Source organism: Mycobacterium sp. PDNC021, assembly GCF_048282635.1.
Classification (GTDB): domain Bacteria; phylum Actinomycetota; class Actinomycetes; order Mycobacteriales; family Mycobacteriaceae; genus Mycobacterium; species Mycobacterium llatzerense.
The window spans coordinates 1,608,042-1,629,030 of record NZ_CP182502.1 but is presented as its reverse complement, the minus strand read 5'-3'; the positions used below and the strand labels follow the sequence as shown (position 1 = coordinate 1,629,030).

At 68.7% G+C, this 20,989-nt stretch carries 18 protein-coding genes; 10 read left to right on the top strand and 8 right to left on the bottom strand.

What is annotated here, in order from left to right:
* Positions 1–58: 58 nt before the first annotated feature.
* Positions 59–2,818, bottom strand: a complete 2,760-nt coding sequence (locus tag ACNO8X_RS07565) for an AAA family ATPase (protein WP_418004800.1) — start codon at positions 2,816–2,818, stop codon at positions 59–61.
* Between the two features lie 112 nt (positions 2,819–2,930).
* Here ACNO8X_RS07565 and ACNO8X_RS07560 point away from each other — a divergent pair, with 112 nt between their 5' ends.
* Positions 2,931–3,572: a TetR family transcriptional regulator gene (locus ACNO8X_RS07560; protein ID WP_418004799.1), complete on the top strand. Its 642-nt coding sequence runs from the start codon at positions 2,931–2,933 to the stop codon at positions 3,570–3,572.
* Positions 3,573–3,602: 30 nt separating this feature from the next.
* Positions 3,603–5,321, top strand: a complete 1,719-nt coding sequence (locus ACNO8X_RS07555) for a DEAD/DEAH box helicase (RefSeq protein WP_418004798.1) — start codon at positions 3,603–3,605, stop codon at positions 5,319–5,321.
* A gap of 77 nt (positions 5,322–5,398) precedes the next feature.
* Here the strand turns inward: ACNO8X_RS07555 and ACNO8X_RS07550 are convergent, their stop codons facing one another.
* Positions 5,399–6,214 (bottom strand): HAD-IIA family hydrolase, encoded by an 816-nt coding sequence (locus ACNO8X_RS07550; protein ID WP_418004797.1) that lies wholly within the window; start codon positions 6,212–6,214, stop codon positions 5,399–5,401.
* A 67-nt stretch (positions 6,215–6,281) separates the two neighbouring features.
* Between ACNO8X_RS07550 and ACNO8X_RS07545 the strand changes: the two genes are divergently transcribed.
* From ACNO8X_RS07545 to ACNO8X_RS07525, 5 genes are read left to right on the top strand one after another with little or no spacing between them, the layout of a single operon-like run.
* Positions 6,282–7,202 carry an SDR family NAD(P)-dependent oxidoreductase gene (locus ACNO8X_RS07545; RefSeq protein WP_418004796.1) on the top strand — a complete coding sequence of 307 codons (921 nt, stop codon included), beginning with the start codon at positions 6,282–6,284 and terminating at the stop codon, positions 7,200–7,202.
* Between the two features lie 4 nt (positions 7,203–7,206).
* A complete protein-coding gene (glp, locus tag ACNO8X_RS07540) occupies positions 7,207–8,406 on the top strand; it encodes a gephyrin-like molybdotransferase Glp (protein ID WP_418004795.1) in 1,200 nt (399 codons plus the stop codon).
* A 29-nt stretch (positions 8,407–8,435) separates the two neighbouring features.
* Entirely contained in the window at positions 8,436–9,164 is a 729-nt protein-coding gene (locus tag ACNO8X_RS07535) for a phosphatidylserine decarboxylase (RefSeq protein ID WP_418004794.1), read from the top strand.
* Positions 9,161–10,051 carry a CDP-diacylglycerol--serine O-phosphatidyltransferase gene (gene pssA, locus ACNO8X_RS07530; protein ID WP_043401210.1) on the top strand — a complete coding sequence of 297 codons (891 nt, stop codon included), beginning with the start codon at positions 9,161–9,163 and terminating at the stop codon, positions 10,049–10,051. Before ACNO8X_RS07535 ends, pssA begins: the two co-directional genes overlap by 4 nt.
* Positions 10,048–12,243: an AAA family ATPase gene (locus ACNO8X_RS07525; RefSeq protein ID WP_418004793.1), complete on the top strand. Its 2,196-nt coding sequence runs from the start codon at positions 10,048–10,050 to the stop codon at positions 12,241–12,243. Before pssA ends, ACNO8X_RS07525 begins: the two co-directional genes overlap by 4 nt.
* A gap of 68 nt (positions 12,244–12,311) precedes the next feature.
* Here the strand turns inward: ACNO8X_RS07525 and ACNO8X_RS07520 are convergent, their stop codons facing one another.
* Entirely contained in the window at positions 12,312–12,905 is a 594-nt protein-coding gene (locus ACNO8X_RS07520) for a TetR/AcrR family transcriptional regulator (RefSeq protein ID WP_418004792.1), read from the bottom strand.
* Positions 12,906–12,993: 88 nt separating this feature from the next.
* Between ACNO8X_RS07520 and ACNO8X_RS07515 the strand changes: the two genes are divergently transcribed.
* Together ACNO8X_RS07515 and ACNO8X_RS07510 are read left to right on the top strand one after the other, a co-directional pair.
* Positions 12,994–14,268: an NADH:flavin oxidoreductase/NADH oxidase family protein gene (locus ACNO8X_RS07515; RefSeq protein ID WP_418004791.1), complete on the top strand. Its 1,275-nt coding sequence runs from the start codon at positions 12,994–12,996 to the stop codon at positions 14,266–14,268.
* Positions 14,265–15,014 carry a hypothetical protein gene (locus ACNO8X_RS07510; protein ID WP_418004790.1) on the top strand — a complete coding sequence of 250 codons (750 nt, stop codon included), beginning with the start codon at positions 14,265–14,267 and terminating at the stop codon, positions 15,012–15,014. The genes ACNO8X_RS07515 and ACNO8X_RS07510 overlap by 4 nt, the downstream gene beginning before the upstream one ends.
* Here the strand turns inward: ACNO8X_RS07510 and ACNO8X_RS07505 are convergent.
* From ACNO8X_RS07505 to ACNO8X_RS07495, 3 genes are all read right to left on the bottom strand, one after another.
* Entirely contained in the window at positions 14,977–16,491 is a 1,515-nt protein-coding gene (locus ACNO8X_RS07505; protein ID WP_418004789.1) for a zinc ribbon domain-containing protein, read from the bottom strand. The genes ACNO8X_RS07510 and ACNO8X_RS07505 overlap by 38 nt on opposite strands.
* A complete protein-coding gene (locus ACNO8X_RS07500; RefSeq protein ID WP_418004788.1) occupies positions 16,488–18,023 on the bottom strand; it encodes a S53 family peptidase in 1,536 nt (511 codons plus the stop codon). Before ACNO8X_RS07500 ends, ACNO8X_RS07505 begins: the two co-directional genes overlap by 4 nt.
* Before the next feature lie 78 nt (positions 18,024–18,101).
* A complete protein-coding gene (locus ACNO8X_RS07495) occupies positions 18,102–18,389 on the bottom strand; it encodes a hypothetical protein (RefSeq protein ID WP_418004787.1) in 288 nt (95 codons plus the stop codon).
* A 352-nt stretch (positions 18,390–18,741) separates the two neighbouring features.
* On the opposite strand from ACNO8X_RS07495, the gene ACNO8X_RS07490 reads away from it, so the two are divergent.
* A complete protein-coding gene (locus ACNO8X_RS07490) occupies positions 18,742–19,365 on the top strand; it encodes an LGFP repeat-containing protein (protein WP_418005811.1) in 624 nt (207 codons plus the stop codon).
* Here the strand turns inward: ACNO8X_RS07490 and ACNO8X_RS07485 are convergent, their stop codons facing one another.
* Together ACNO8X_RS07485 and ACNO8X_RS07480 are read right to left on the bottom strand one after the other, a co-directional pair.
* Complete coding sequence (locus ACNO8X_RS07485) at positions 19,366–19,815, bottom strand: SRPBCC family protein (RefSeq protein WP_418004786.1); 450 nt, start codon at positions 19,813–19,815, stop codon at positions 19,366–19,368.
* A 15-nt stretch (positions 19,816–19,830) separates the two neighbouring features.
* Entirely contained in the window at positions 19,831–20,844 is a 1,014-nt protein-coding gene (locus ACNO8X_RS07480) for a VWA domain-containing protein (protein ID WP_043401193.1), read from the bottom strand.
* Positions 20,845–20,989 lie beyond the last annotated feature (145 nt).

Below are 20,989 nucleotides of genomic sequence, written 5' to 3'. Positions count from 1 at the left end.
CGTAAGACCAGTCGGCGGCGGCGGATTTTCCGTCGCCGCCGACTTCCATTTGGGGCCCTCAGGGACGGTCGATCGTCCAGGCCGCAGGGCGCGCCACGTCATGAATCTGATGACGACTGGTGACGCCGAGCTTGGGAAACGAGCGATACAGATGGTTGGACACGGTCCGCACCGACAGGTTCAAGATGGCCGCGATCTGCGGATTGGTGTACCCCTCGCTGACGAGGTAGACCACGTTGTGTTCCTGCGAGCTCAACGCATCGGTCTGCACCGATGACGAACGCGGACGCACTCCGGCCGCCCGCAGTTCACGGGCGCACAGCTCGACCCACGGCGCCGCGCCGAGATCCTGCATGACGGTCAGCGCCGCGGCCAGCTGATGCTGGCAGTCCCGGCGCCGGCGGTGCCTGCGCAGCCATCCGGCATAACTGATGCGCAGCCGCGCCCGCTCGAAAGGCCAACGGTTACCAGCCGGATCGGACAGCGCCTCGGCGTAGCGTGCACTCGCGGTATCTGGATTGAGTACGGCGTCCGCATGAGCGACCAGCTGGGTCAACCGCGGTGACACGGATCTGGGCAGATGCCCCACAATCCGGGTCAGATGTTCGCGGGCCTGATCGATTCGCCCCGTCAACACGGCGGCCTCGGCGTAATCCGCCAGCGCCAGATACGACGCGCATGGGTGCAGCGGCAATCCAGATTCGTCGAACTGCTCCGACAGTTCGGCGTAGGCAGCGGTGTTCTGGTTCTCCGCCAGCGCGATCGACCCCGCGACGTGGTGCATCCACGCCGCCAACATCGGCCGGTCCCGGAAGTCGGCCAACTCGGTGGCCGACTTCAGGCGCGCACGGCTGGTGGCGGCCTGCCCGCGCCGGGCAGCCACCGTGGCGATCACCAGGTCCGCGATCCGGGCCACCACGGGCACATCGGCGACCGCCGCCGAAGAGCTCATCGCGGTCGCCGATTCGACGGCCTCGTCCCAACGGCCCGAGTCGACGAAAGCCCAGGACAGCGCCGTTGAGGCCAAGCCGCCGAAGCGCGGCGCCAGCACACCGGTGTGCGCGCCGCGCAGGCAGCGCACCGCCAGGTCCGGTTCCCCGGCCAGCCAGGCCGACGCACCGACAGCGGTGAGCCCGACGGAATCGCCGACCTGACCGGCCAGCCCGACGATGTCCGGCAACTGCAGATGCGCCAGGTACGGGTCGGTGGCGGTACGGATCCAGACACTGTCGGCGCGCGCAGACACCGAGGCCGGTGGCTCGGCGTCCTCCAGCTGCCTCAGCAGGCGTGCGACGCCACACCGCCCCGCGGCATCGTCGGCGACGAAAGTGACCGTCGCGGCGACCCGAAGCGACTCCCAGGCGACCGCGGGGGCTATATCGACAGCCAGGCCCGCCGCCTTGAGCAACATGTCCAGAACCTGCTGGTTGTTGGCGTCCCAGCACCGGGCCGACCCCAACTCCGTATGGGCACGTACCTGAGATATGAGGTCGTCGACACCGTTCAGCGCGCGCCGGCTGAGCTCCGCCGACCAGTTGGGATCGCCGGCGTTGCGCGCCAGGGGCGCCGCCCGCACCAGACGCCGGGCATGCTCGCCGACATCGCTGGTCAGCATCGCCGCGCGGTGCATGACGGTCGCGGCCGCCAGATAGCCGTCCCGGCGCAGCACCTCGTCGCAGGTGTCGGCCAACTGCGCGGCCAGCGCGTCGTCGGGTGTGAGTGCCGCTTGCGCGCGATGCCACACCTGCCGGTGCGGTAGCGCCACCAGGGCCTCGGCCAGACGAAGATGCGCCGCCGAGCGCGCCGCCGACGGTGCCCGGTGATAGGCCGCCGACCGCATCAGCGGGTCCAGGAACCGCACCCTGCTCGATTCCACTCGGATGATCCCGGCGACCTCGGCCGGCGCGAGCGTGTGCGCATCCGCGAGCGCCGCAGGCATCAGGTGCCGCAGATCTTGTTCGGAGGCCGCCGCGAGCACGAGCAGCGCGGCGCGGGTCGGCGCGGGTAACCGCGCGAGACGGCGACTGAAGATACCGAGGCTGGGTGCGGGCAGCGCCAACGGTTCGGCGGCCGGCCCCGCCGTGAGGACATCGGCCGCGGCTGTCTCGGCGAAGGCGATCACGGCTGCCGGGTTACCCGCGGCCGCGGTCAGGACCTGCTCTCGTCGCAGTCCGCGCGGCACGTAGGGCTGCCGTTCGAGCAGCGCGGCAGCATCGTCGCGCTCCAGCGGTCGCAATTCGATCTCGACCGAGCGGCCGTCACCGCTGAGCACCTTTCCGGCCGTGGCCGGGATCGCCAGTACAACGGTCAACAACCGGCCTGCGCTGCGGCGGGCGGCGAACATCATCGCGGTGCGCGACGGTTCGTCGAGCCACTGTCCGTCGTCGATGCAGACCAGGACCGATTGCCGCTTCTCGACGGCGTCGAGCAGCCCGAGCAGGGCCATGGCGACCCGCACGGTGTGGAGTTGCTCACCGCTCGGCGACTGCAGGGCGGTTTCGATGACCCGCTGGTACTGGTGGGCCTCACCACCCCAGCAGCCGAGCGCGTGAATGAGTTGGTGCACACCGGCGAACGGGGTATCCGATTCGCCCGGGGTGCCGGCGATCGACAGCACCCGAAAGCCAACCGATCGGGCATGCCGGCAGGCCACCTCCAGCAGCGCGGATTTGCCGGTCCCGGCAGCGCCGGACACCACCACGGTGTGCCCGCGCGGGGTGTCGCTGATCGCGGACATCAACCTCGAAAGTTGTTCACCGCGACCGACGAGTTCCGGTGTCAGCGTGGCCGACCGTTGCGGAAAGGGCTCGGCGACCACACCACCTCCTGTGACCCACGTCCCACCCGATTCGGAACGTTAGGCAGACCTCACGGCGCTGTCAACTATCCGGTTAGTTAGCAAACTGGCCGGGGTGGCTAAGATCTCGGAAATGGGGCACCCGCGAGATTCCGACGCCACTCGGGCGCGGCTCATCTGCGCGGCAACTGCCGAATTCGCCGAGTACGGCATCGGTGGGGCGCGCGTCGATCGCATCGCTGCCAACGCGGGCGCGAACAAGGCGCAGATTTACCACTACTTCGGCAGCAAAGATCAGCTGTTCGACGCCGTGTGGGCGGCGATGACGCAGAGGTTCTTCGCCGACAGCCCGGTGGTCGCCGACGACCTGCCCGGCTACGCGGCCCATCTGATCGACGTCTATGCCAGCCAGCCCGAGGTCGGCCGGCTGATCGCCTGGCACCGGCTCGAGAGAGCCGACGATTCCAGCTCGGGCTTTCCCGGCGAGACCATGCACGAGCAGATTGCGTCGATCGCTGCCGCCCAGGCCGACGGCAAGCTCACCAGCGAGCTTCCCGCGCCGGTGCTCTTCACGCTCGTACTCACCATCGCGTCGATGTGGCACAACCTCAGCCCCACCTTGCTGGCCGTGATCGGCATCGACGACCACGCCCAGCGCAAGGCGATCGTCTGCGACGCGGTGACACGGCTGATCACCTCCTCTGGCGGCGACACCACCGAGGGGCGCGCCGGGACACGCCGGACAAATGTGCATCCGCCAAACCCGTTGCCCTAAACTGCCCTTCGACCAAGGAGGAGTCTTCGGGTGCGGGCTTATGCAGCGCCCAGCACCCAGGCTTTACGGGGCTGGCAACGTCGGGCTTTGGTGCGGTATCTGACCGCCAAGCCGCGGGATTTTCTCGCTGTCGCGACCCCTGGTGCAGGCAAGACGACCTTCGCCCTGCGGATCGCCGGTGAGTTGCTGACCGAGCGCACCGTCGACCAGGTGGTGGTCGTCGTCCCGACCGAGCACCTCAAGACCCAGTGGGCCGAAGCCGCGGCTCGCGTCGGCATGTCCCTTGACCCCAAGTTCAGCAACTCCGTCGGCCACACGTCCTCCGACTACCACGGCATCGTCGTCACCTACGCCCAGGTGGCCAGCCACCCGACCAAGCACCGGGTGCGCACCGAGAATCACAAGACGCTGGTGATCTTCGACGAGGTCCATCATGGCGGCGATGCGAAGAGCTGGGGCGAGGCCATCCGCGAGGCCTACGACGACGCGACGCGACGTCTCTGCCTGACCGGGACCCCGTTCCGGTCGGACGACAGCCCCATCCCGTTCGTCAACTATGAACCCGACGGCAGCGGCCATCAGCAGTCGGTGGCCGACCACACCTACGGCTACTCCGACGCTCTCGCCGACGGCGTGGTGCGGCCGGTGGTGTTCATGGCGTACTCGGGTGAGGCCCGCTGGCGCGACAGCGCCGGCGAGGAGCACTCGGCCCGCCTCGGTGAACCGCTCAACGCCGAACAGACCGCCCGCGCCTGGCGCACCGCGCTGAACCCCGAGGGCGAATGGATGCCCGCGGTGATCGCGGCCGCCAACAAGCGCCTGGGCCAGCTCCGCCGGCACATCCCCGACGCCGGCGGCATGATCATCGCCACCGATCAGACCACCGCCCGCGCCTACGCCAAGCTGCTGCACTCCATCACCGGCGAGGAGGCGACCATCGTCCTGTCGGACGACCCGACGGCGTCGGCCCGCATCTCGCAGTTCTCGGAGAGCAGCAGCCGCTGGCTGGTCGCGGTGCGCATGGTGTCCGAAGGCGTCGACGTACCGCGGCTGGCGGTCGGGGTGTACGCCACGAGCGCGTCGACTCCCCTGTTCTTCGCGCAGGCCATCGGCCGGTTCGTGCGCCTGCGGAAGAAGGGTGAGACGGCCAGCATCTTCCTGCCGTCGGTGCCCAACCTGCTCGAGCTCGCCAGCGAGCTGGAGCGCGAGCGCAACCACGTGCTGGGCAAGCCCCACCGCGTGTCCGACGGGCTCGACGACGAGCTGCTCGAGCAGGCGCAGAAGAAGGAAGACGAGAAGTCGGAGCTGGAGAACGGCTTCGAGATGCTCGGCTCGGACGCCGAGCTGGATCAGGTGATCTTCGACGGTTCGTCGTTCGGCACCGCGACGGAGGCCGGCAGCGACGAGGAGGCCGACTACCTCGGTATCCCCGGTCTGCTGGACCCCACCCAGATGCGCGATCTGCTCAGCAAGCGCCAGGACGAGCAGCTGCAGAAGCGCAGCGCCAAGGCCGCGGCCACCGGCGCGCCGCCGCCACCGATGACCACGCACGGCCAGCTCCGCGAGTTGCGCAAGGAGCTGAACCTGCTGGTGGCGGCGTTCCACCACCGCACCGGCAAGCCCCACGGCTGGATTCACAACGAGCTGCGACGCCGGCACCCCGGCCCGCCGGTGGCTGCCGCGACCCGCGAGCAGCTGCAGGACCGCATCTCCGCGCTCCGGAACATGCAGCGCGAGCTGACGGCCTAGCGCCGCCGTCGACCGTGTGGGTTGACGAGGGAATTTCGCCGATTTTCCGCGGAATCCCTCACTCTCGACGCGGATAGTTAAATCCCGAGCAACTCCGGCAGATCAGCGACCGACTCGACCACGTAGTTCGGCTGCATCGCGAATTCGTCTGCGGCCCAACGGTCCAGCGTGTCCTGCCGGAACTTGCCGGTGCGCACCAGCACGCCGGTCATCCCGACGACCTGCGCCGCGAGCACGTCATTGTTGAGGTCGTCGCCGACCATGTACATCTCTTCAGGCTCGACGCCGAGCCGCGCGGCCGCGGCCAGGAACCCGGCGGGTGCGGGCTTGCCGACGGCGGTGCCCTGATAGCCGGTGGTCTGTTCCAGGCCGGCCAGATAGAGCCCGGTGTCCACCCGCAGGCCGTCGGCGGTGTTCCACGCGTTGCTGCGATGCATCGCCACCACGGGGACGCCGCGGGCCATCCAGTCGTAGACCCAACTCAGGGTCAGATGCGTGTAGTCGGGTCCCGCGCCGCCGAGGAGCACCACGTCGGGCGTGTCGGGCTGCTGCGGTCCAGCGAAGTCGGCGGCGTACACCAGATCGACGCCGGGCATGTCCGCACCGATCTGGCCGTTGTTCACCAGGAAACATCGGGCACCCGGGTAGCGGTCGCGCACGTAGTCAGCGGTCAGTACAGCAGCGGTGACGACCTCGTCGGATGCGACGTCAATGCCTGCGGCACAAAGCAATTCGGCGATCTGCTGACGGGTCCGGGTAGTGGTATTGGTCAGGAACGAGCGGGCGATCTGACGCTCCTGGAGCGCCCGCAGAGTTTCGGCCGCACCGTCGATCGGACGCCACGAGGTCACCAGGACACCATCGATGTCGAAGAGGACCCCGCCGATTGCCATGCTGCCGACAGTAAACGCCCGCCGCTCCCGCGCAACTCAGGCGGTCCGCTCGGTAGTGTCTTCGGCCATGACCACCAAGTGGACCGCCAATGACGTGCCGGACCAGACGGGGCGGGTGGCGATCGTCACCGGTTCCAACACCGGGTTGGGCTATGAGACGGCGCGCGTATTGGCCGGCCAGGGCGCGCGCGTGGTGATGGCGGTGCGCGACACCGCCAAGGGCGACGCAGCGGCCGCCCGGCTCCGGGCGAGCACCCCGAACGCCGACGTCACCGTGCAGAAGCTCGACCTGGGTTCGCTGACCTCGGTCCGCGCCGCAGCCGACGACCTGCGGGCCGCGTACCCGCGGATCGACCTGCTGATCAACAACGCCGGCGTGATGTACCCGCCCAAGCAGACCACCGCCGACGGCTTCGAATTGCAGTTCGGCACCAATCACCTGGGCGCCTTCGCGCTCACCGGCCTGCTGATCGAGAACCTGTTGCCCGTCGCGGGCTCGCGGGTGGTGACGCTCGGCAGCATCGCGCACCGCATCCTCGGGAAGATCGACTTCACCGACCTGCAGTGGGAGAAGCGCCGCTACAACCGCGTCGCCGCCTACGGTCAGTCGAAACTGGCCAACCTGATGTTCGCCTACGAGCTGCAACGCCGGCTGGTGGCCACCAACGCCGAAACCATCTCGGTCGCGGCCCATCCCGGCATTTCCAACACCGAGTTGATGCGCCACATCCCCGGCTCCAGCCTGCCCGGCTTCAACCAGATCAGCGGGCTGGTCGCCAACAGCCCCGAGGTCGGCGCCCTGGCCACTTTGCGGGCCGCAGTCGACCCGAACGCCCGCGGTGGCGAGTACTACGGCCCGTCCGGGATCCGGCAGCTGGTCGGCCACCCGGTGCTGGTCCAGTCGAGTGCGCAGTCGCACGATGCCGGCATCCAGCGCCGGTTGTGGACGGTGTCCGAGGAACTCACCGGCGTCACCTTCGCGATCTAGCCCGATGCGAACTGTCGAGGAACATCAGCAGGTCGTCGCCGGGTTGATCAGCGCGCGGCCGGCCGTCACGGTGCCGTTGGCCGACGCCCTGGGGCTGGCCCTTGCCGACGATGTGGTGGCGCCGCTGTCCCTACCCGGTTTCGACAACTCGGCGATGGACGGCTATGCCGTGCTGGCCGCCGACGTCGCCGCGGCCTCTGCCGAGAACCCGGTGAAACTGCCTGTCGCCGAAGATATTCCGGCCGGTCGCACCGACCTGCTGACCTTGACGCCCGGTACCGCGCACCGGATCATGACCGGCGCGATGCTGCCGGCCGGCGCCACCGCGGTGGTGCCCGTCGAATCCACCGACGCCGCGACGGACATCGTCGCGATCTTCTCCTCCAGTTCGGAGGGCCGGCACATCCGGCGCGCCGGCGAGGACGTCACCGCCGGGATGACGGTGCTGCCGGCCGGTGAGGTGCTGTCTCCCGCGGCACTGGGCCTGGCGGCGGCCCTCGGCTTCGCCGAACTGAAAGTGATTCCGCGGCAACGGGTTCTGGTGCTGTCCACCGGAACCGAACTGGTCACGCCGGGCACCCCGCTGCAGCCCGGCCAGATCTACGAGTCCAATGCCGTCATGCTGGCCGCGGCGCTGCGCGAAGCCGGGGCCGACGTCACCACCGCACCCGCCACGTCCGATGACGTCGCGCTGTTCCGGGAAACCCTGGCCGGTCACGCCAAGGACGTCGACCTGATCATCACGACGGGCGGCGTCAGCGCCGGCGCCTACGAGGTGGTGAAAGACGCCCTTACCGGAGATGTCGAGTTCGTGAAGGTCGCCATGCAGCCCGGGATGCCGCAGGGTGCAGGCCGTTTGACGGACACCCCGAACGGCACGCCCATAGTTACGCTGCCGGGCAACCCGGTTTCGGCGCTGGTGTCGTTCGAGGTGTTCATCCGGCCGCCCCTGCGCGCGGCGATGGGGCTGACGTCCGAAAGGCCGCGCCGCTCGGCGACCCTCACCGAGAAGCTGACGTCCCCCGCCGGGAAACGGCAGTTCCGCCGCGGCGTCGTGGGCTCCGATGACGAAGTGAGCAGCTACGGCCCGCCGGCGTCGCACCATCTCCGGTGGCTGGCGACGGCAAACTGCCTGCTGGACATCGGCGAGGACGTCGTCGATTTGGCAGCCGGATCTCCCGTGCCCATCTGGGATCTCAGTTAGAGCCCCCCAAACCGTAGAATCGAGTCCCGATGGCCAGACCTTTGCGCCCCCCAGCTGATACCCCGGAGTCCGACCTGTCCCGTTTGGTCGATCTGGTCCGTTCCACCGTCCCCCCGATCCACCCGGCCGGGCTGCCGTTCGTCGGCGGCGCCCTCGGCGTCGCCGCGATCGGCGCCCGCAAGCCGTGGATCCGGGCGGCCGGCCTGACCGCGGCCGCTGCGTGCGCCGGATTCTTCCGGCATCCGTCGCGGACGCCACCGAGCCGGCCCGGCGTCGTCGTCGCTCCGGCGGACGGCCAGGTGACCCTGATCGACGAGGCCGTACCGCCCGCCGAGCTGAACCTGTCGGACGAGCCGCTGCCGCGGATCAGCATCTTCCTGTCACTGTTCGACGCGCACGTGCAGCGCGCGCCGGTGGCCGGCGAGGTGATCACCGTCAAGTACAAGCCGGGCCAGTTCCTGTCCGCCGACAAGGCCGAGGCCAGCGAGAACAACGAGCGCAACAGCATCTGGCTGCGCACCGCCGACGGCCACGACGTCGTCGCCGTCCAGCTCGCCGGGCTGCTGGCCCGCCGCATCGTGTGCAACACCCACCCGGGTGCGCACCTGGCGCTGGGTGAGACGTACGGCCTGATCCGTTTCGGCTCGCGCCTGGACACCTACCTGCCCAAGGGTTCGGTGATCGGCGTCGAGATCGGCCAGCGCGCCGTCGGCGGCGAGACCGTGCTGGCGGAACTGCCCGGCGGGTCGCCGGCATGAAACCGCGGATCAAGACTCCGCAGGTAAGCCTGCGGAAGCTGGTCCCCAGCGCCCTGACGGTCGCTGCCATCTGCCTGGGTCTGACGGCGGTCAAGTACGCCCTCGATCACCGCCCCACCGAGGCCATGGCGCTGCTGGCCGGTGCCGCGATCCTCGACGCGCTCGACGGGCGCGCGGCCCGCATGCTCAACGCCACATCCAAGATGGGCGCCGAGATCGACTCGCTGGCCGACGCGGTGAACTTCGGTGTGGCACCGGCGTTCATCGTGTACGCCACCCTGCTGGAGCACAACACCTCGCCGCTGGCGTGGATCGTGGTGCTGCTGTACGCGGTGTGCATCGTGCTGCGGCTGGCGCGGTTCAACGCGATGCTCGACGTGGAGGGCCCGGCGTTCGAGAAGGAATTCTTCACCGGCATGCCGGCCCCCGCCGGCGCGATCGGCGCCATCGGTCCGCTGGCGGCCAAGATGCAGTTCCCCGGCCCGTGGTGGGATTCGCACTGGGGTCAGGTGTTCATCTGCGTCTGGCTGATCGGCGTCTCGCTGCTGGTGGTCAGCACCGTCCCGATGCGCAAGGTGCACACCTTCGCCATCCCGCCGAACATGGTGCTGCCGCTGTTGGCCTTGCTCGCGATCCTGGTCGCCGCCTCGGTGATGTACGGCTACATCGTCATCCTGGTGATCATCGTGGCTTACGTGCTGCACATCCCGTTCGCCATCCGCACCAAGGCGTGGCTGCGCGAGCACCCCGAAGTGTGGGACGACAAACCCAAGGAGCAGCGGCAGGCGCGCCGGGCCATCCGCCGTGCGCAGCCGCGGCGGACCGACCGCCAGCACCGCCGCTCCACGGCCCGGCTCCGGTTGCGTAGGCCGGGTCCGCGGCGATGACACAGGCCCTGCAGCCTGCTTCCGACCCGACCGGCGCGCAGCTTCAGCTCACCGCCCGACTCAATACCTCAGCACTCGACGCCCGTCGCGGCGTGGTGATGCTGCACCCCGAAGCGATTGCCGCCCTGGGCATCCGCGAGTGGGACGCGGTGTCGCTGACCGGTACCCGCACCACCTGCGCGGTGGTCGGCGTGGCCGCCACCGGGACTCCCCCTGGCACCGCGCTGCTGGACGACGTGACACTGTCCAATGCCGGCGTGCGGGCCGACGCCCCGGTGCTGGTGTCCCCGGCGACGGTGTACGGCGCCCGGTCGGTGACGGTGAGTGGCTCCCGCCTGGCCTGCTCCTCGATACCACCCGCGACGTTGCGAATGGCGTTGTTGGGCAAGGTGATGACGGTCGGCGACACGGTCTCGCTGCTGCCACGGGATCTGGGTCCTGGCACCTCGACGTCCGCGGCCACCGCCGCGCTGGCCACCCAGGTCGGCATCACCTGGACCTCGGAGTTGCTCACGGTGACGGGCGTGGACCCCGCTGGACCGGTCAGCGTGCAACCGAATTCGGTGGTTTTTTGGGGCGACGGCATCACTCCGGCTGTGTCTCAGCCGGTGGCAATCCCGTCGGAAACCGCTGCCGTCCAAGCCTTTTCGATCGACGACCTGAAGGGCATGAGCGCCCAGGTGACCCGGCTGACGGAGTGGCTCAAGCTCGCTCTGGACGAGCCCGAGTTGCTCGAAACATTGGGCGCCACAGCCAATCTCGGCGTGGTGGTGTCCGGTCCCGCGGGCGTCGGCAAAGCCACGCTGGTGCGCGCGGTCTGCCGCACGCGCCGCCTGGTCGAACTCGACGGTCCGGAGGTCGGGGCCTTGCGGGCCGAGGACCGATTGGCCGCGGTCGCCGCTGCGGTGAGTTCTGTCCGCGATGGCGGCGGCGTCCTGTTGATCACTGACGTCGACGCACTGCTGCCCGCGGTCGCCGAGCCGGTGGCCACGCTGATCCTGACCGAGCTGCGCAAGGCCGTCGCCAGCCGGGGCGTGGCATTCATCGCGACGTCCGCCGTGCCCGACGGCGTGGACGCCCGGCTGCGTGCCCCCGACCTGTGCGACCGCGAACTCGGACTGACCCTGCCCGACGGCGCCACCCGCAAGGCCCTACTGGACGTGCTGCTGCGGTCGGTGCCCGCCAAGGAGCTGAACCTCGACGAGATCGCCGAGCGCACACCGGGATTCGTCGTCGCCGACCTCGCCGCGCTGGTGCGTGAAGCCGCACTGAGAGCCGCTGCCCGCGCCAGCTCCGACGGTGCCGAACCGGCGCTGACCCAGGATGATCTGGCCGGCGCACTGTCGGTGATCCGGCCGCTGTCGCGGTCGGCGACCGAGGAGGTCGCCGTCGGGTCGGTGACCCTCGACGACGTCGGCGACATGGTGGCCACCAAGCAGGCGCTGACCGAAGCGGTGTTGTGGCCGCTGCAGCACCCGGACACCTTCGAGCGCCTCGGCGTGGAACCGCCGCGCGGTGTGCTGCTCTACGGTCCGCCCGGCTGCGGCAAGACATTCCTGGTGCGTGCCCTGGCCAGCTCCGGCCGGTTGTCGGTGCACTCCGTCAAGGGCGCCGAGCTGATGGACAAGTGGGTGGGCTCCTCCGAGCGCGCCGTGCGCGAATTGTTCCAGCGCGCACGCGATTCCGCGCCGTCGCTGGTGTTCCTCGACGAGATGGACGCGCTGGCACCGCGGCGCGGGCAGAGCTTCGATTCGGGCGTCACCGATCGCGTGGTGGCCGCACTCCTCACCGAACTCGACGGCATCAATCCGCTGCGCAACGTCGTGGTGGTGGGCGCCACCAACCGGCCGGACCTCATCGACCCCGCGCTGCTGCGCCCGGGCCGGCTGGAGAAGCTGGTGTTCGTCGAACCGCCCGATGCCGACGCCCGTCGCGAAATCCTGCGTACCGCAGGCAAATCCATTCCACTGGCGCCCGACGTCGACCTCGGCGAATTGGCCGGCGATCTCGACGGCTACAGCGCCGCTGATTGCGTTGCCCTGCTGCGCGAGGCCGCCCTGACCGCGATGCGCCGGTCCATCGACGCGGCCGCCGTCACCGCGGACGACGTCGCGAAGGCCCGGGAAACCGTGCGGCCGTCACTGGATCCCGCTCAGGTGCAATCACTTCGGGAGTTCGCCGAGAGCCGGTAGGTTTCTGCCGAAACGGCATTCCAGCAGGTCCGTACTCGTACTTTTCCTGCCGGAATGCCGTTTCGGCGCTAGGAACCCGGGAGGCTCAGGACCGCCTGGATCGCGGCGCGGACGCGGCGTTCCAGCTCAGCGGTATCCGCGCTGTCGAACTTGCCGTCCAGGAACAGGAACGCCAGGCCGTGCACCAGCGCCCAGACAGCGTCGCTCAATGCGTCGGCATCCGCGGCCGGAAACGCGCGGGCGATGTTGGCCCGAAGGTAGGCGGAAATCGCCGCAACCGCCTCGACGCGCTCGGGACTGCCTGCGTCGCATTGCTCGGTGAACATGGCGCGGAACAGGGCGGGCCGCCGGAGCGCGAACTGGACGTAGGCGATGGCGACGTCGGCGATCTCGTCCGTCGTCGACGGGGACGGGCTCACCGCGACCAGATCCTGCGCCAGCTCGCGATAGCCGACGGCCGCCACGGCTGACATCAGCGCGTCCCGGTCCTGGTAGTGCCGGTAGGGGGCGGCGGCGGTGACCCCGGCGTGGCGGGCGACGGCGCGCATAGACAGCGCCGCGGCGCCCTCCTCCTCGAGCAGCGCGAGCGCCGAGTGCACCAGCGCGGTCCGCAGATCGCCGTGGTGGTACGTCGCTTTCGACATCGAACCAGACGTCGTCATGAGTCCTGCCTCACAAATGTTGACACTGTTTACATTGCCCCATATAAATGTGAGCAGCGTTTACATCATACCGACCCGAAGGCAGCCGATGTCTCCCACACTGTTCACCCCCTTCACCCTCGCATCAGGTCAGACGCTCCGAAACCGCATCACCAAAGCCGCGATGGAGGAAAGTCTGGCCGGCGCCGGGCAGGCTCCCGACGATCGGCTCATCGCGCTGTACCGCCGCTGGGGCGCCGGCGGCGCGGGCGTCCTGATCACCGGCAACGTCATGGTCCACGCCGAGGCGCTCACCGGACCGGGCGGCGTCGTCCTCGATGCGAACTCGCCGCTGGCGCCCTTCAAGGACTGGGCCGAAGCCGGCAAGAAGGGCGGGGCGAAGATGTGGATGCAGATCAGCCACCCGGGTCGTCAAGTCAACGCCAACATGCCCGGCGTGGTCTGGGGACCGTCGGACGTCGCGGTGGATGTGGGCAAGCACAGCAAGCGGTTCGGCCGGCCGAGCGCGATGACGCAGCAGCAGATCAGCGCCACCATCCAGCGCTTCGTCACCACCGCGGCCCGCGCAGAGGAAGCGGGCTTCGACGGCGTCGAGGTGCACGCCGCACACGGCTATCTGCTGTCGCAATTCCTGTCGCCGTTGGTCAACACCCGTACCGACGAATGGGGCGGGTCGCTGGAGAACCGCGCCCGCCTGCTGCTGGAGATCGTGCGGCAGATTCGGCTGGCGGTGAGCCCGGAGTTCGTGGTCGCCGTCAAGCTGAACTCCGCCGACTTCCAGCGCGGCGGCTTCGACGCCGACGACGCCGTGCGCGTCATCGCGATGCTCGAACCGCTCGGTGTCGACGTGGTCGAGCTGTCCGGCGGCAGCTACGAGAGCCCGGCCATGACCGGACGGCCGACGGACAGTCGTACCGCGGCCCGCGAAGCGTACTTCCTCGAGCTGGCCGCAGAACTCGCCAAGACCAGCCCGATCCCGCTGATGCTCACCGGCGGCATCACCCGCCAGGACACCGCGAACATGGTGCTGGCCAACGGCATCGACATCGTCGGCATGGGCACCGCCATCGCCGTCACGCCGGACCTGCCCAACCGCTGGAGCCACGGCGAGGAAGCTGTCGCGCACCTCAAGCCGGTGACGTGGTCCGACAAGACACTGGCCTCGGCGGCGAGCATGGCGCTGGTGCGCTACCAGATGCGGCAGATCACCCGCGGTGCCGAGCCGACGGGGCGCACGTACCCGCTGTGTGCCCTCATCGTCGACCAGCAAGTTCAGCACAAAGCCCTGGCACGCTACCGCAAATGGCTGCCCACTCAGCCGTCCGACCTGACCTCCCCCATTGCATTGAAGGACCACCGATGATCCAGCCGATCCCCCACAACCACGTCGCGATCATCGGCACCGGTTTCGGCGCCCTCGCGACGGCCGTCCGGCTGCACCAGTCCGGCATCGACGACGTCGCGCTGATCGAACACGCCGACGACGACGTGGCGGCATTGCGCTGGCAGGTGAATCGGCAGCGCTGGCGCATCACGACCGCCACCGGCGAGCGGACCGCGGCCCACGTCGTCGTCGCTACCGACGCTCCGGCCGAGCCGGCGATCCGGACCGCGCGACGAATCGTGCCCCGTCGCTTCCGTGCGATCTCCAGCCTGTCGGACAAATACTTTCCCGACGACAACCAGGAGACCGGCTCCGAGACCCGCCAACTGCCGCTGACCGACCGGCTGTTCGGCACCGAGGGCGTCTCGATGGCCGAAAGTTGGAACGGTGAGCCCGTCGCCTATCTGGGGACGTCCGTCCATGGTTTCCCGAACTGCTACTTGATGCACGGCCCGAACATCGGCGTGCGACACAACTCCATGGCGCAGATGCTGGAGTCCCAAGCGAACTACATCGCCGCATCGGTGACCTACGCCCGCGACTTCGGCTTCGCCGCCGTCGAACCGACACCAGCCGCGCAGCTGAACTACACCAATATCCGGCAAAGCAGCAGCGCCGACTTCCGCCGTCGCACAAGCCGTTTCATCCCGATCGATCACCTGGTCCAGCGCCCGGTGCGGGATCTGGTCAGCGCGGCGGTTCGTCCCGCCACTGAAAGCTGTTGACATACTTGCCCATATCCGCGGCCAGCTCCAGGCTGGCCCCCGTCGGCGGGCCGGACCCGGGGCCGAATTCCCGGAACGGCCCCGCCGCGGCGGCGACGAGCGCCAGATCGTCTTTCACGGCCACCATGACCAGGATGCGGGTCCGTGAGGCGACCACGTTCTGGCCGTCCGGCCAGTCGTCGGCGGCAACGCCGTATCCGGGCTGGTACCCCACCAAGGTGTTGGGCAGCTCGTAGGCCACCCGTGAATCCGGGAAGGCATCCGTGAGCAGTGTCGTCGTGATGTCCTTGGCGTCGCGTCCCCGTGCCGGTTCACCCCAGAGTCGCATCACCCCGCCACTGCCCCCGGTGTACTGAGCCGTCACACCGCTGTCGTTCATGGTCACCGAGTACGCCGTACCCGGCGCCGGATAGGAGACGCTGAAGGCGCCGTCAGGTGCGGTGAATCTGGGGTTGGTCACCACGGGCTTACCCATCAGCGGGTGACCACAGTTCGGCGGACACTGGTAACGAGCGACCGGTTTCGTTGTGGCAGCGGCTGTCCCGACCAACCCGAGGGCCACGACGATGATCACTGTGGTCCAGGTAGCCACCAGCCGTCGCGTGGTCAGTGTGCTTGTTGTCGGCGCTGCTTCGTCGCCGCCTTCGTGCCGCGACGTCAACTGCAGGACCAGCCGCAGCAGCAGCAACCCCAGCAGGGTGAACCCCACGTGCCAGGCCATCTTCGCCCACTGCGAGATACCTGCTGAGTCCTCGTCACCGAGCCACACGTGTGCCAGCACCGGAACGATCGCGATCAGCAGCACGCGCAACCAGACCCGCCGGCCACGGGGCCGGAACCACAGTGCGGCGCCGAGCATTCCGGCTGCGGCGGCTGCCGTGATGGGGATGGTGATGCCACGAATCGCGGCCTCGATGAAGAAGTCCGCCAACGGCTGGTCATGGTCGACCAGCCCGGAATCCAGCTGGGCGAACATCCGGACCATGGTTGTCGCGGCCGTCACGCCCAGTGCGCCGGTCGCGCCGATCACATAGCCGTACAACGACTTTCGATCGCCTGGGTGCAGCAGCCGGATGAGCAGGGTGGGCGCGATCACCACCAGGGCCTCCACCGCCGAAAGCCCGGCCTCCACTGTGCGCAGATGCACTGCGGCAACGCCGCTCTCGAGCGGGACGCCGTATGCGCGCGCGACCACCGCGCCGGACCCGAAGGCGAATGCCACGCCGAATCCGATACCCAGACCCGCGCTGACGAACACCCGGGCCCGCGCCGGTCCGTGGTAATCGAGCTGCCGGACGTAGAGCGCGAACAGCAGCGGAATCCCCACGGCCACAGTGGAGGTGAACAGTCCGAGCAGCCGCAGCGCCGACGCGCCGACCAGCGCGGCGAAGAAGACGGCCAGCCCGATCTGGAACGACCGGTGGGTGCGCGCCGGAAGCTGCGGAAAGAGCGAACTCACCAACCCGATGCGGCTCATCCGGACGTGCCCTGAGCCACCAGCAGGCTGCGCGCCAGCCTGTCGACATCAGGTGTGCCCAGACCGGTGACGGAGTCGAAGCCTGGGCCCGCCATCGCCACCGCGTTGCCGCCGACAGTGACGTCGTGCAGCGCCGACAGCCGACCGGCCCGCTGCACCCGGTACAGCAGCTGATTCAGATCGCCGAGCAGTCGTCCGCCATGGTCGAGCAGGTACTGGTCGATCACAGCGGCCATCCCGGCCCAGACCGGCGCCGACATCGAGGTGCCGCCGGCGAGCACGGTTTCGCCGCCGAACACCATGCGGGCGCCGGTGAAGAAGTCCGCGACCGCGGAGACGTCGGGGACGAGCCGCTTGTTGCGTCCGCGTTCCGACGGGACACCCCGCTGCCACGCCGGACGGTCGAACAGGGCGGACGTCCCGCCGCCACTCCCATGAGTCAGCGGCACGTCGAACCAGGCCAGCTCACCGAGCCACTGGCCGTGTTCGTCAGTGGACAGTGTGGTGCCGCCGACGGCCGTCATCTCGGGCACCGAGGCCACCGAATCCAATCCGATGTCGTCGATGCTCGGTGGTGCCGACCAATCCTGCCCGCCTTTACATTCCAGCCCGGCCAGGTCGCCGCTCGCGTCGAAGGCGGTCGTGCCGCTGCGGTGTGCCCGCGACAGCGCCGAGCGCACCGGCGCCAGATCGGCTGCGGTCAGCATCTTGTCGCAGCCCCAGCCGATCGACAGGCTCCACTCGGCGCCGGGGAATCGCCGGTCGGCGTCGGCCATCATCTCGCCGATCTTGCGGTAGGCGCCGTCACCGGACACGGTCGGCCGGGCATTGACGTAGACGGTCTGGGCATCGGGGGCGATGGCGTGGGCCATCTGCAGATCCATCGTCGTCTCGCCGGTGCGTTCGGATGGCATGTCCCCCACCACGACGGGTGTGAAGCGCGGCAACTGATTCAGCTCGGCGAACTTGTCGAGATCAGATTGATCGAAGCCGTCGAAACCGAAGATGACGATGGTGCGGCCCTTGCCGGTGTATCCCTGGTCGGTCAGCGGCATGACGTTGTAGGCGCGGCGCAGATCCTGCGCGGTCAGTCCGCCGGCGGGAACGTCGCGGGACACGATCAGCGGCCGCGACTCCCGGAACGGCGTGAAGCCGAGAAGCCTGCCGAATCCGGTGAGCTCGGCGGCCAGCGACGACGGCAACTCCGGTTGGCTGGTTGCCGCATAGAAGGTCTGCCCGCGGCGCCCGCGGTAGTCGCGCACGTCGACGCCCAGCGCTCCGGCCATGGCGCGCGCCGAGCCTTCGACGGTGGCCCAGTTGTCGCCCGGGCGCCACTGCACCGAAAGCCCTGCGTCCCTTGCCCATTCGATCAGCCCGTCGGGCCGGGTGGCGTGCGTCAGCGCAGCGGTGAGTTCGACGTGCGCCGCCGCCGACGGCCCCAGATCGACCGAGGCCGTCAGCAGATGCGCCAGTGGGCCCGACAGGGCCAGCTGTCCACCGTGCTCAGCAGGTGAGCCGGCGGACGCCAGCACCGTCAGCCCGGCTGCTACCAGTACTGCGCCGATGCGCCGTACGGCGCATCGGCGACCTACTGGGATGGGGCTCCCGTTCTAGTGCGGAGCGGTGACGACGTTGCCCGGCAACGCGGTCTGCGGTCCCGGAGCCTTCACGGTCGGGGAGAACGAGTTGCCACCCTTGGTGGGCCCGCCCTTCTCGCTCGGGGTCACCGGCGACGACGAGGCCGGTGCCGACGTCGTCGTGGTGGTGGTCGTGGTCGTGGTGGTCGGCTCTTCCTTCGCCTTCTCGCCACAGGAAGCGAGCAGGCCCATCGCGAGTCCGGCGGTCACGGCGATACCGGCCACCATCTTCTTGCGGGTCGAGTTACGAACGGTGGTCATACCGGTTCTCCTTTTGTCCATTCCGTTCGCCCCGACAGCCGTAGCTACGAAGAAACGGGCATCGCGATCGTAATCCCGATTCGCTTCTTACAGCATACCGATAGGTGAGTTCCACAACTGGGATATCTAGCCCAGCGATGGGACACGACGCTTCGCTGGCAAATACCCGCTGGGCATCGGCGGCACCCGCCGGCGCGACTACTGAGGCTGGTGCGACGGGAGATGACGAGGTTCGAAAAACGTTCAGCAGAACTAGTACGCGACGTACCAGTAGCCCATACGGTCAGAACCGTTCGGGACTTCGCTCCGGTGAAGTCGTTTTGGTATCGAATACAAGGGGAAATTTCACGTGATCAACGAGTTGCTCTTTCGTCGTACCGCTGCCGCCATCGGCATTGCAGCCGTAACCGGTGCTGCTGTCGTCGCCTGCTCACAGGCCAAAGAAATCGGATCCACCGCCTCGTCGGCCGCCAGCTCTGGCGCCAGCGCCGCATCGTCTATCGCGAGTTCGGGAGCCAGCGCGGCATCGTCTGCCGCCAGCTCCGCATCGAGTGCCGTCTCGTCGGCGATCGCCGGCTCGCCCACGACGGTCAACGTGCCGGGCGTCGGAGACGTGAAACTGGACGGCCCGATCGCCGATGCGTACGCCAAGGCCGGCGGCGAAACCGCCCTCGGCCTACCGACCGCTCAGCCACAGAAGGTGGGCGACGGAACGGTGCAGGCGTTCGCCAAGGGCACCATCTTCGACTCCCCCGCGACCGGCCCACACCTGGTGCAGGGCGAGATCCTGCGGGAGTACACCGAAAAGGGCGGCGCCGGCGGCGAATTGGGCTTCCCCACCACCGACGAAGCCCAGACCGCGGGCGGCCCTGACGCGCCCAAGGGCGGCTGGATCAGCGAGTTCCAGAAGGGCACCATCACCTGGCTGAACCAGGGCGACGGCACCTTCAAGGGCACCATCACTCCCAAGCAGTAGTCACTGCTCTTCGACGATCCCGGCGAGCCGGGCCAGCGACGCCTGCAGCCAGTCGGCCGACGTCCGCCTGGCCCGGTTCAGCCGCTTCTCGTCGGTCAATGCGGTCCAGTCGTAGGTATGGGTGACGCGGGTGTGCCCGTCGTCGATGGGCTCGAGCTCCCAGCGCCAAAGGTGCCCCGGCTGCGGGAGTCCGGGTTCGGACGGCTTCCACGCGATGCGCCGCCCTTCGACGAATTCCACGACGTGGTTCTCCCGGTTGGCGCCGAGGGTCAGCCCCATGACGAACACGTCGCCCACCGCGTGGACGCGTTGGCCGGCGGGCGCCTCCGCCAGGTTGTCGTTGCCGTCCCAGCGCGGCTGCTGGGCGGGATCGGCGATCAGTTCGAAGATCCGCGCCGCTGGGGCGGCGATGTCACGACTTGCGCTGACGACTCGAATTTCGTTGTCCACAAGTCATATTCAACCCTAAGTCGGCAACCGCCGATTGATGAACAGCGCGGAGATCACCGCGCAGGTCAGGGCGAAGACACCGAGCCGCAACCACGCGGTCCCACCGGGCCCGCGGATGATCTCGTAGCCGATCTGCTGCTGGATGGCGTCGTAGCTCTTGTTCAGGTCCTCGATCTTCGCCGCCGTGTACATCTGCCCGCCGGACAGCTCGGCGACCCGTTTCATCGTGGTGTCGTTGACCGGAACGTTGACGCTCTGGTCGTCGACCTTGATCTTGCCGCCCTTGGTCCCGAACGCGATCGTCGAGATCGGGGTGTCCGACTCCTTCGAGGTCCGCGCCGCGGTGTACGCGCCGTGCGGGCTGTCCGGGTTGCCCGGCCGGTTCTCCGCGCCGTCGGACAGCAACACGATGCGTTTCGGCGGTTTGTCGGTGTTACCGCTGCCACCGAGCACGTCGGCCAGCGTCGAGATCGCACGCAGGGCCGCGAAGATGCCGTCGCCGGTCGCGGTGCCGTCGTCGACGGACAGGTGATCGAGGGCAGTGATGGTCGCCTGGTGGTCCGGTGTCGGCGACACCAGCAGGTTGGTGTTGCCGGAAAAGGTGACCAGCCCGAGGTTCACGCCGGGGGTCAGTTTCTTCGCGAACTGCTTGGCGGCATCCTTGGCCGCGGCCAACCGCGTCGGCGAGACGTCGTCCGCGGTCATGGATCGTGAGACATCCATCACCAGCATGATCACCGCGCGGTTGCGCGGAGTCTTGATCTCGTGGGTGGGGGCCGCCAGCGCGACGGTCAGGGACAGCAGCGCAGCCACCGAGAACACCATCGGCACGTGCCGCCAGCGCGTCGGCTGCAGCGGCACCACATCGGTGCGCGGCTGGTCTCCGGCATAACTGCGGAGTCGGCTGGCACGGTTGCGCTGTGCCGCCAGATAGACCGCCACCAACGCGATGGGCAGCAGTGCGGTCAGGAGCAACCAGGGGTGGGCGAAGCCCGACAACGACACCGATCCGATTCCCGGAAGACTCATCGGCGCCCCGTCGCGTTCGTCACCATAAGTGAAAAGTGTAGGAGTCGGTGCAGTGTGCACCCGGTAGCGGGCCTGTGGCCTGCGAGAACCGCCAGACCACGGCACTGGTGGGCGCCCCGTAAGCTGGCCGCGGACCGTCCCCGAC

What these genes read in the sequence shown, in the direction of transcription:
- ACNO8X_RS07505 (WP_418004789.1), bottom strand. Translation starts at nt 16,491, where the DNA reads ATGAGCCGCATCGGGTTGGTGAGTTCGCTCTTTCCGCAGCTTCCGGCG.
- pssA (WP_043401210.1), top strand. Translation starts at nt 9,161, where the DNA reads ATGAAACCGCGGATCAAGACTCCGCAGGTAAGCCTGCGGAAGCTGGTC.
- glp (WP_418004795.1), top strand. Translation starts at nt 7,207, where the DNA reads ATGCGAACTGTCGAGGAACATCAGCAGGTCGTCGCCGGGTTGATCAGC.
- ACNO8X_RS07520 (WP_418004792.1), bottom strand. Translation starts at nt 12,905, where the DNA reads ATGACGACGTCTGGTTCGATGTCGAAAGCGACGTACCACCACGGCGAT.
- ACNO8X_RS07495 (WP_418004787.1), bottom strand. Translation starts at nt 18,389, where the DNA reads ATGACCACCGTTCGTAACTCGACCCGCAAGAAGATGGTGGCCGGTATC.
- ACNO8X_RS07550 (WP_418004797.1), bottom strand. Translation starts at nt 6,214, where the DNA reads ATGGCAATCGGCGGGGTCCTCTTCGACATCGATGGTGTCCTGGTGACC.
- ACNO8X_RS07525 (WP_418004793.1), top strand. Translation starts at nt 10,048, where the DNA reads ATGACACAGGCCCTGCAGCCTGCTTCCGACCCGACCGGCGCGCAGCTT.
- ACNO8X_RS07560 (WP_418004799.1), top strand. Translation starts at nt 2,931, where the DNA reads ATGGGGCACCCGCGAGATTCCGACGCCACTCGGGCGCGGCTCATCTGC.
- ACNO8X_RS07545 (WP_418004796.1), top strand. Translation starts at nt 6,282, where the DNA reads ATGACCACCAAGTGGACCGCCAATGACGTGCCGGACCAGACGGGGCGG.
- ACNO8X_RS07510 (WP_418004790.1), top strand. Translation starts at nt 14,265, where the DNA reads ATGATCCAGCCGATCCCCCACAACCACGTCGCGATCATCGGCACCGGT.
- ACNO8X_RS07480 (WP_043401193.1), bottom strand. Translation starts at nt 20,844, where the DNA reads ATGAGTCTTCCGGGAATCGGATCGGTGTCGTTGTCGGGCTTCGCCCAC.
- ACNO8X_RS07515 (WP_418004791.1), top strand. Translation starts at nt 12,994, where the DNA reads ATGTCTCCCACACTGTTCACCCCCTTCACCCTCGCATCAGGTCAGACG.
- ACNO8X_RS07535 (WP_418004794.1), top strand. Translation starts at nt 8,436, where the DNA reads ATGGCCAGACCTTTGCGCCCCCCAGCTGATACCCCGGAGTCCGACCTG.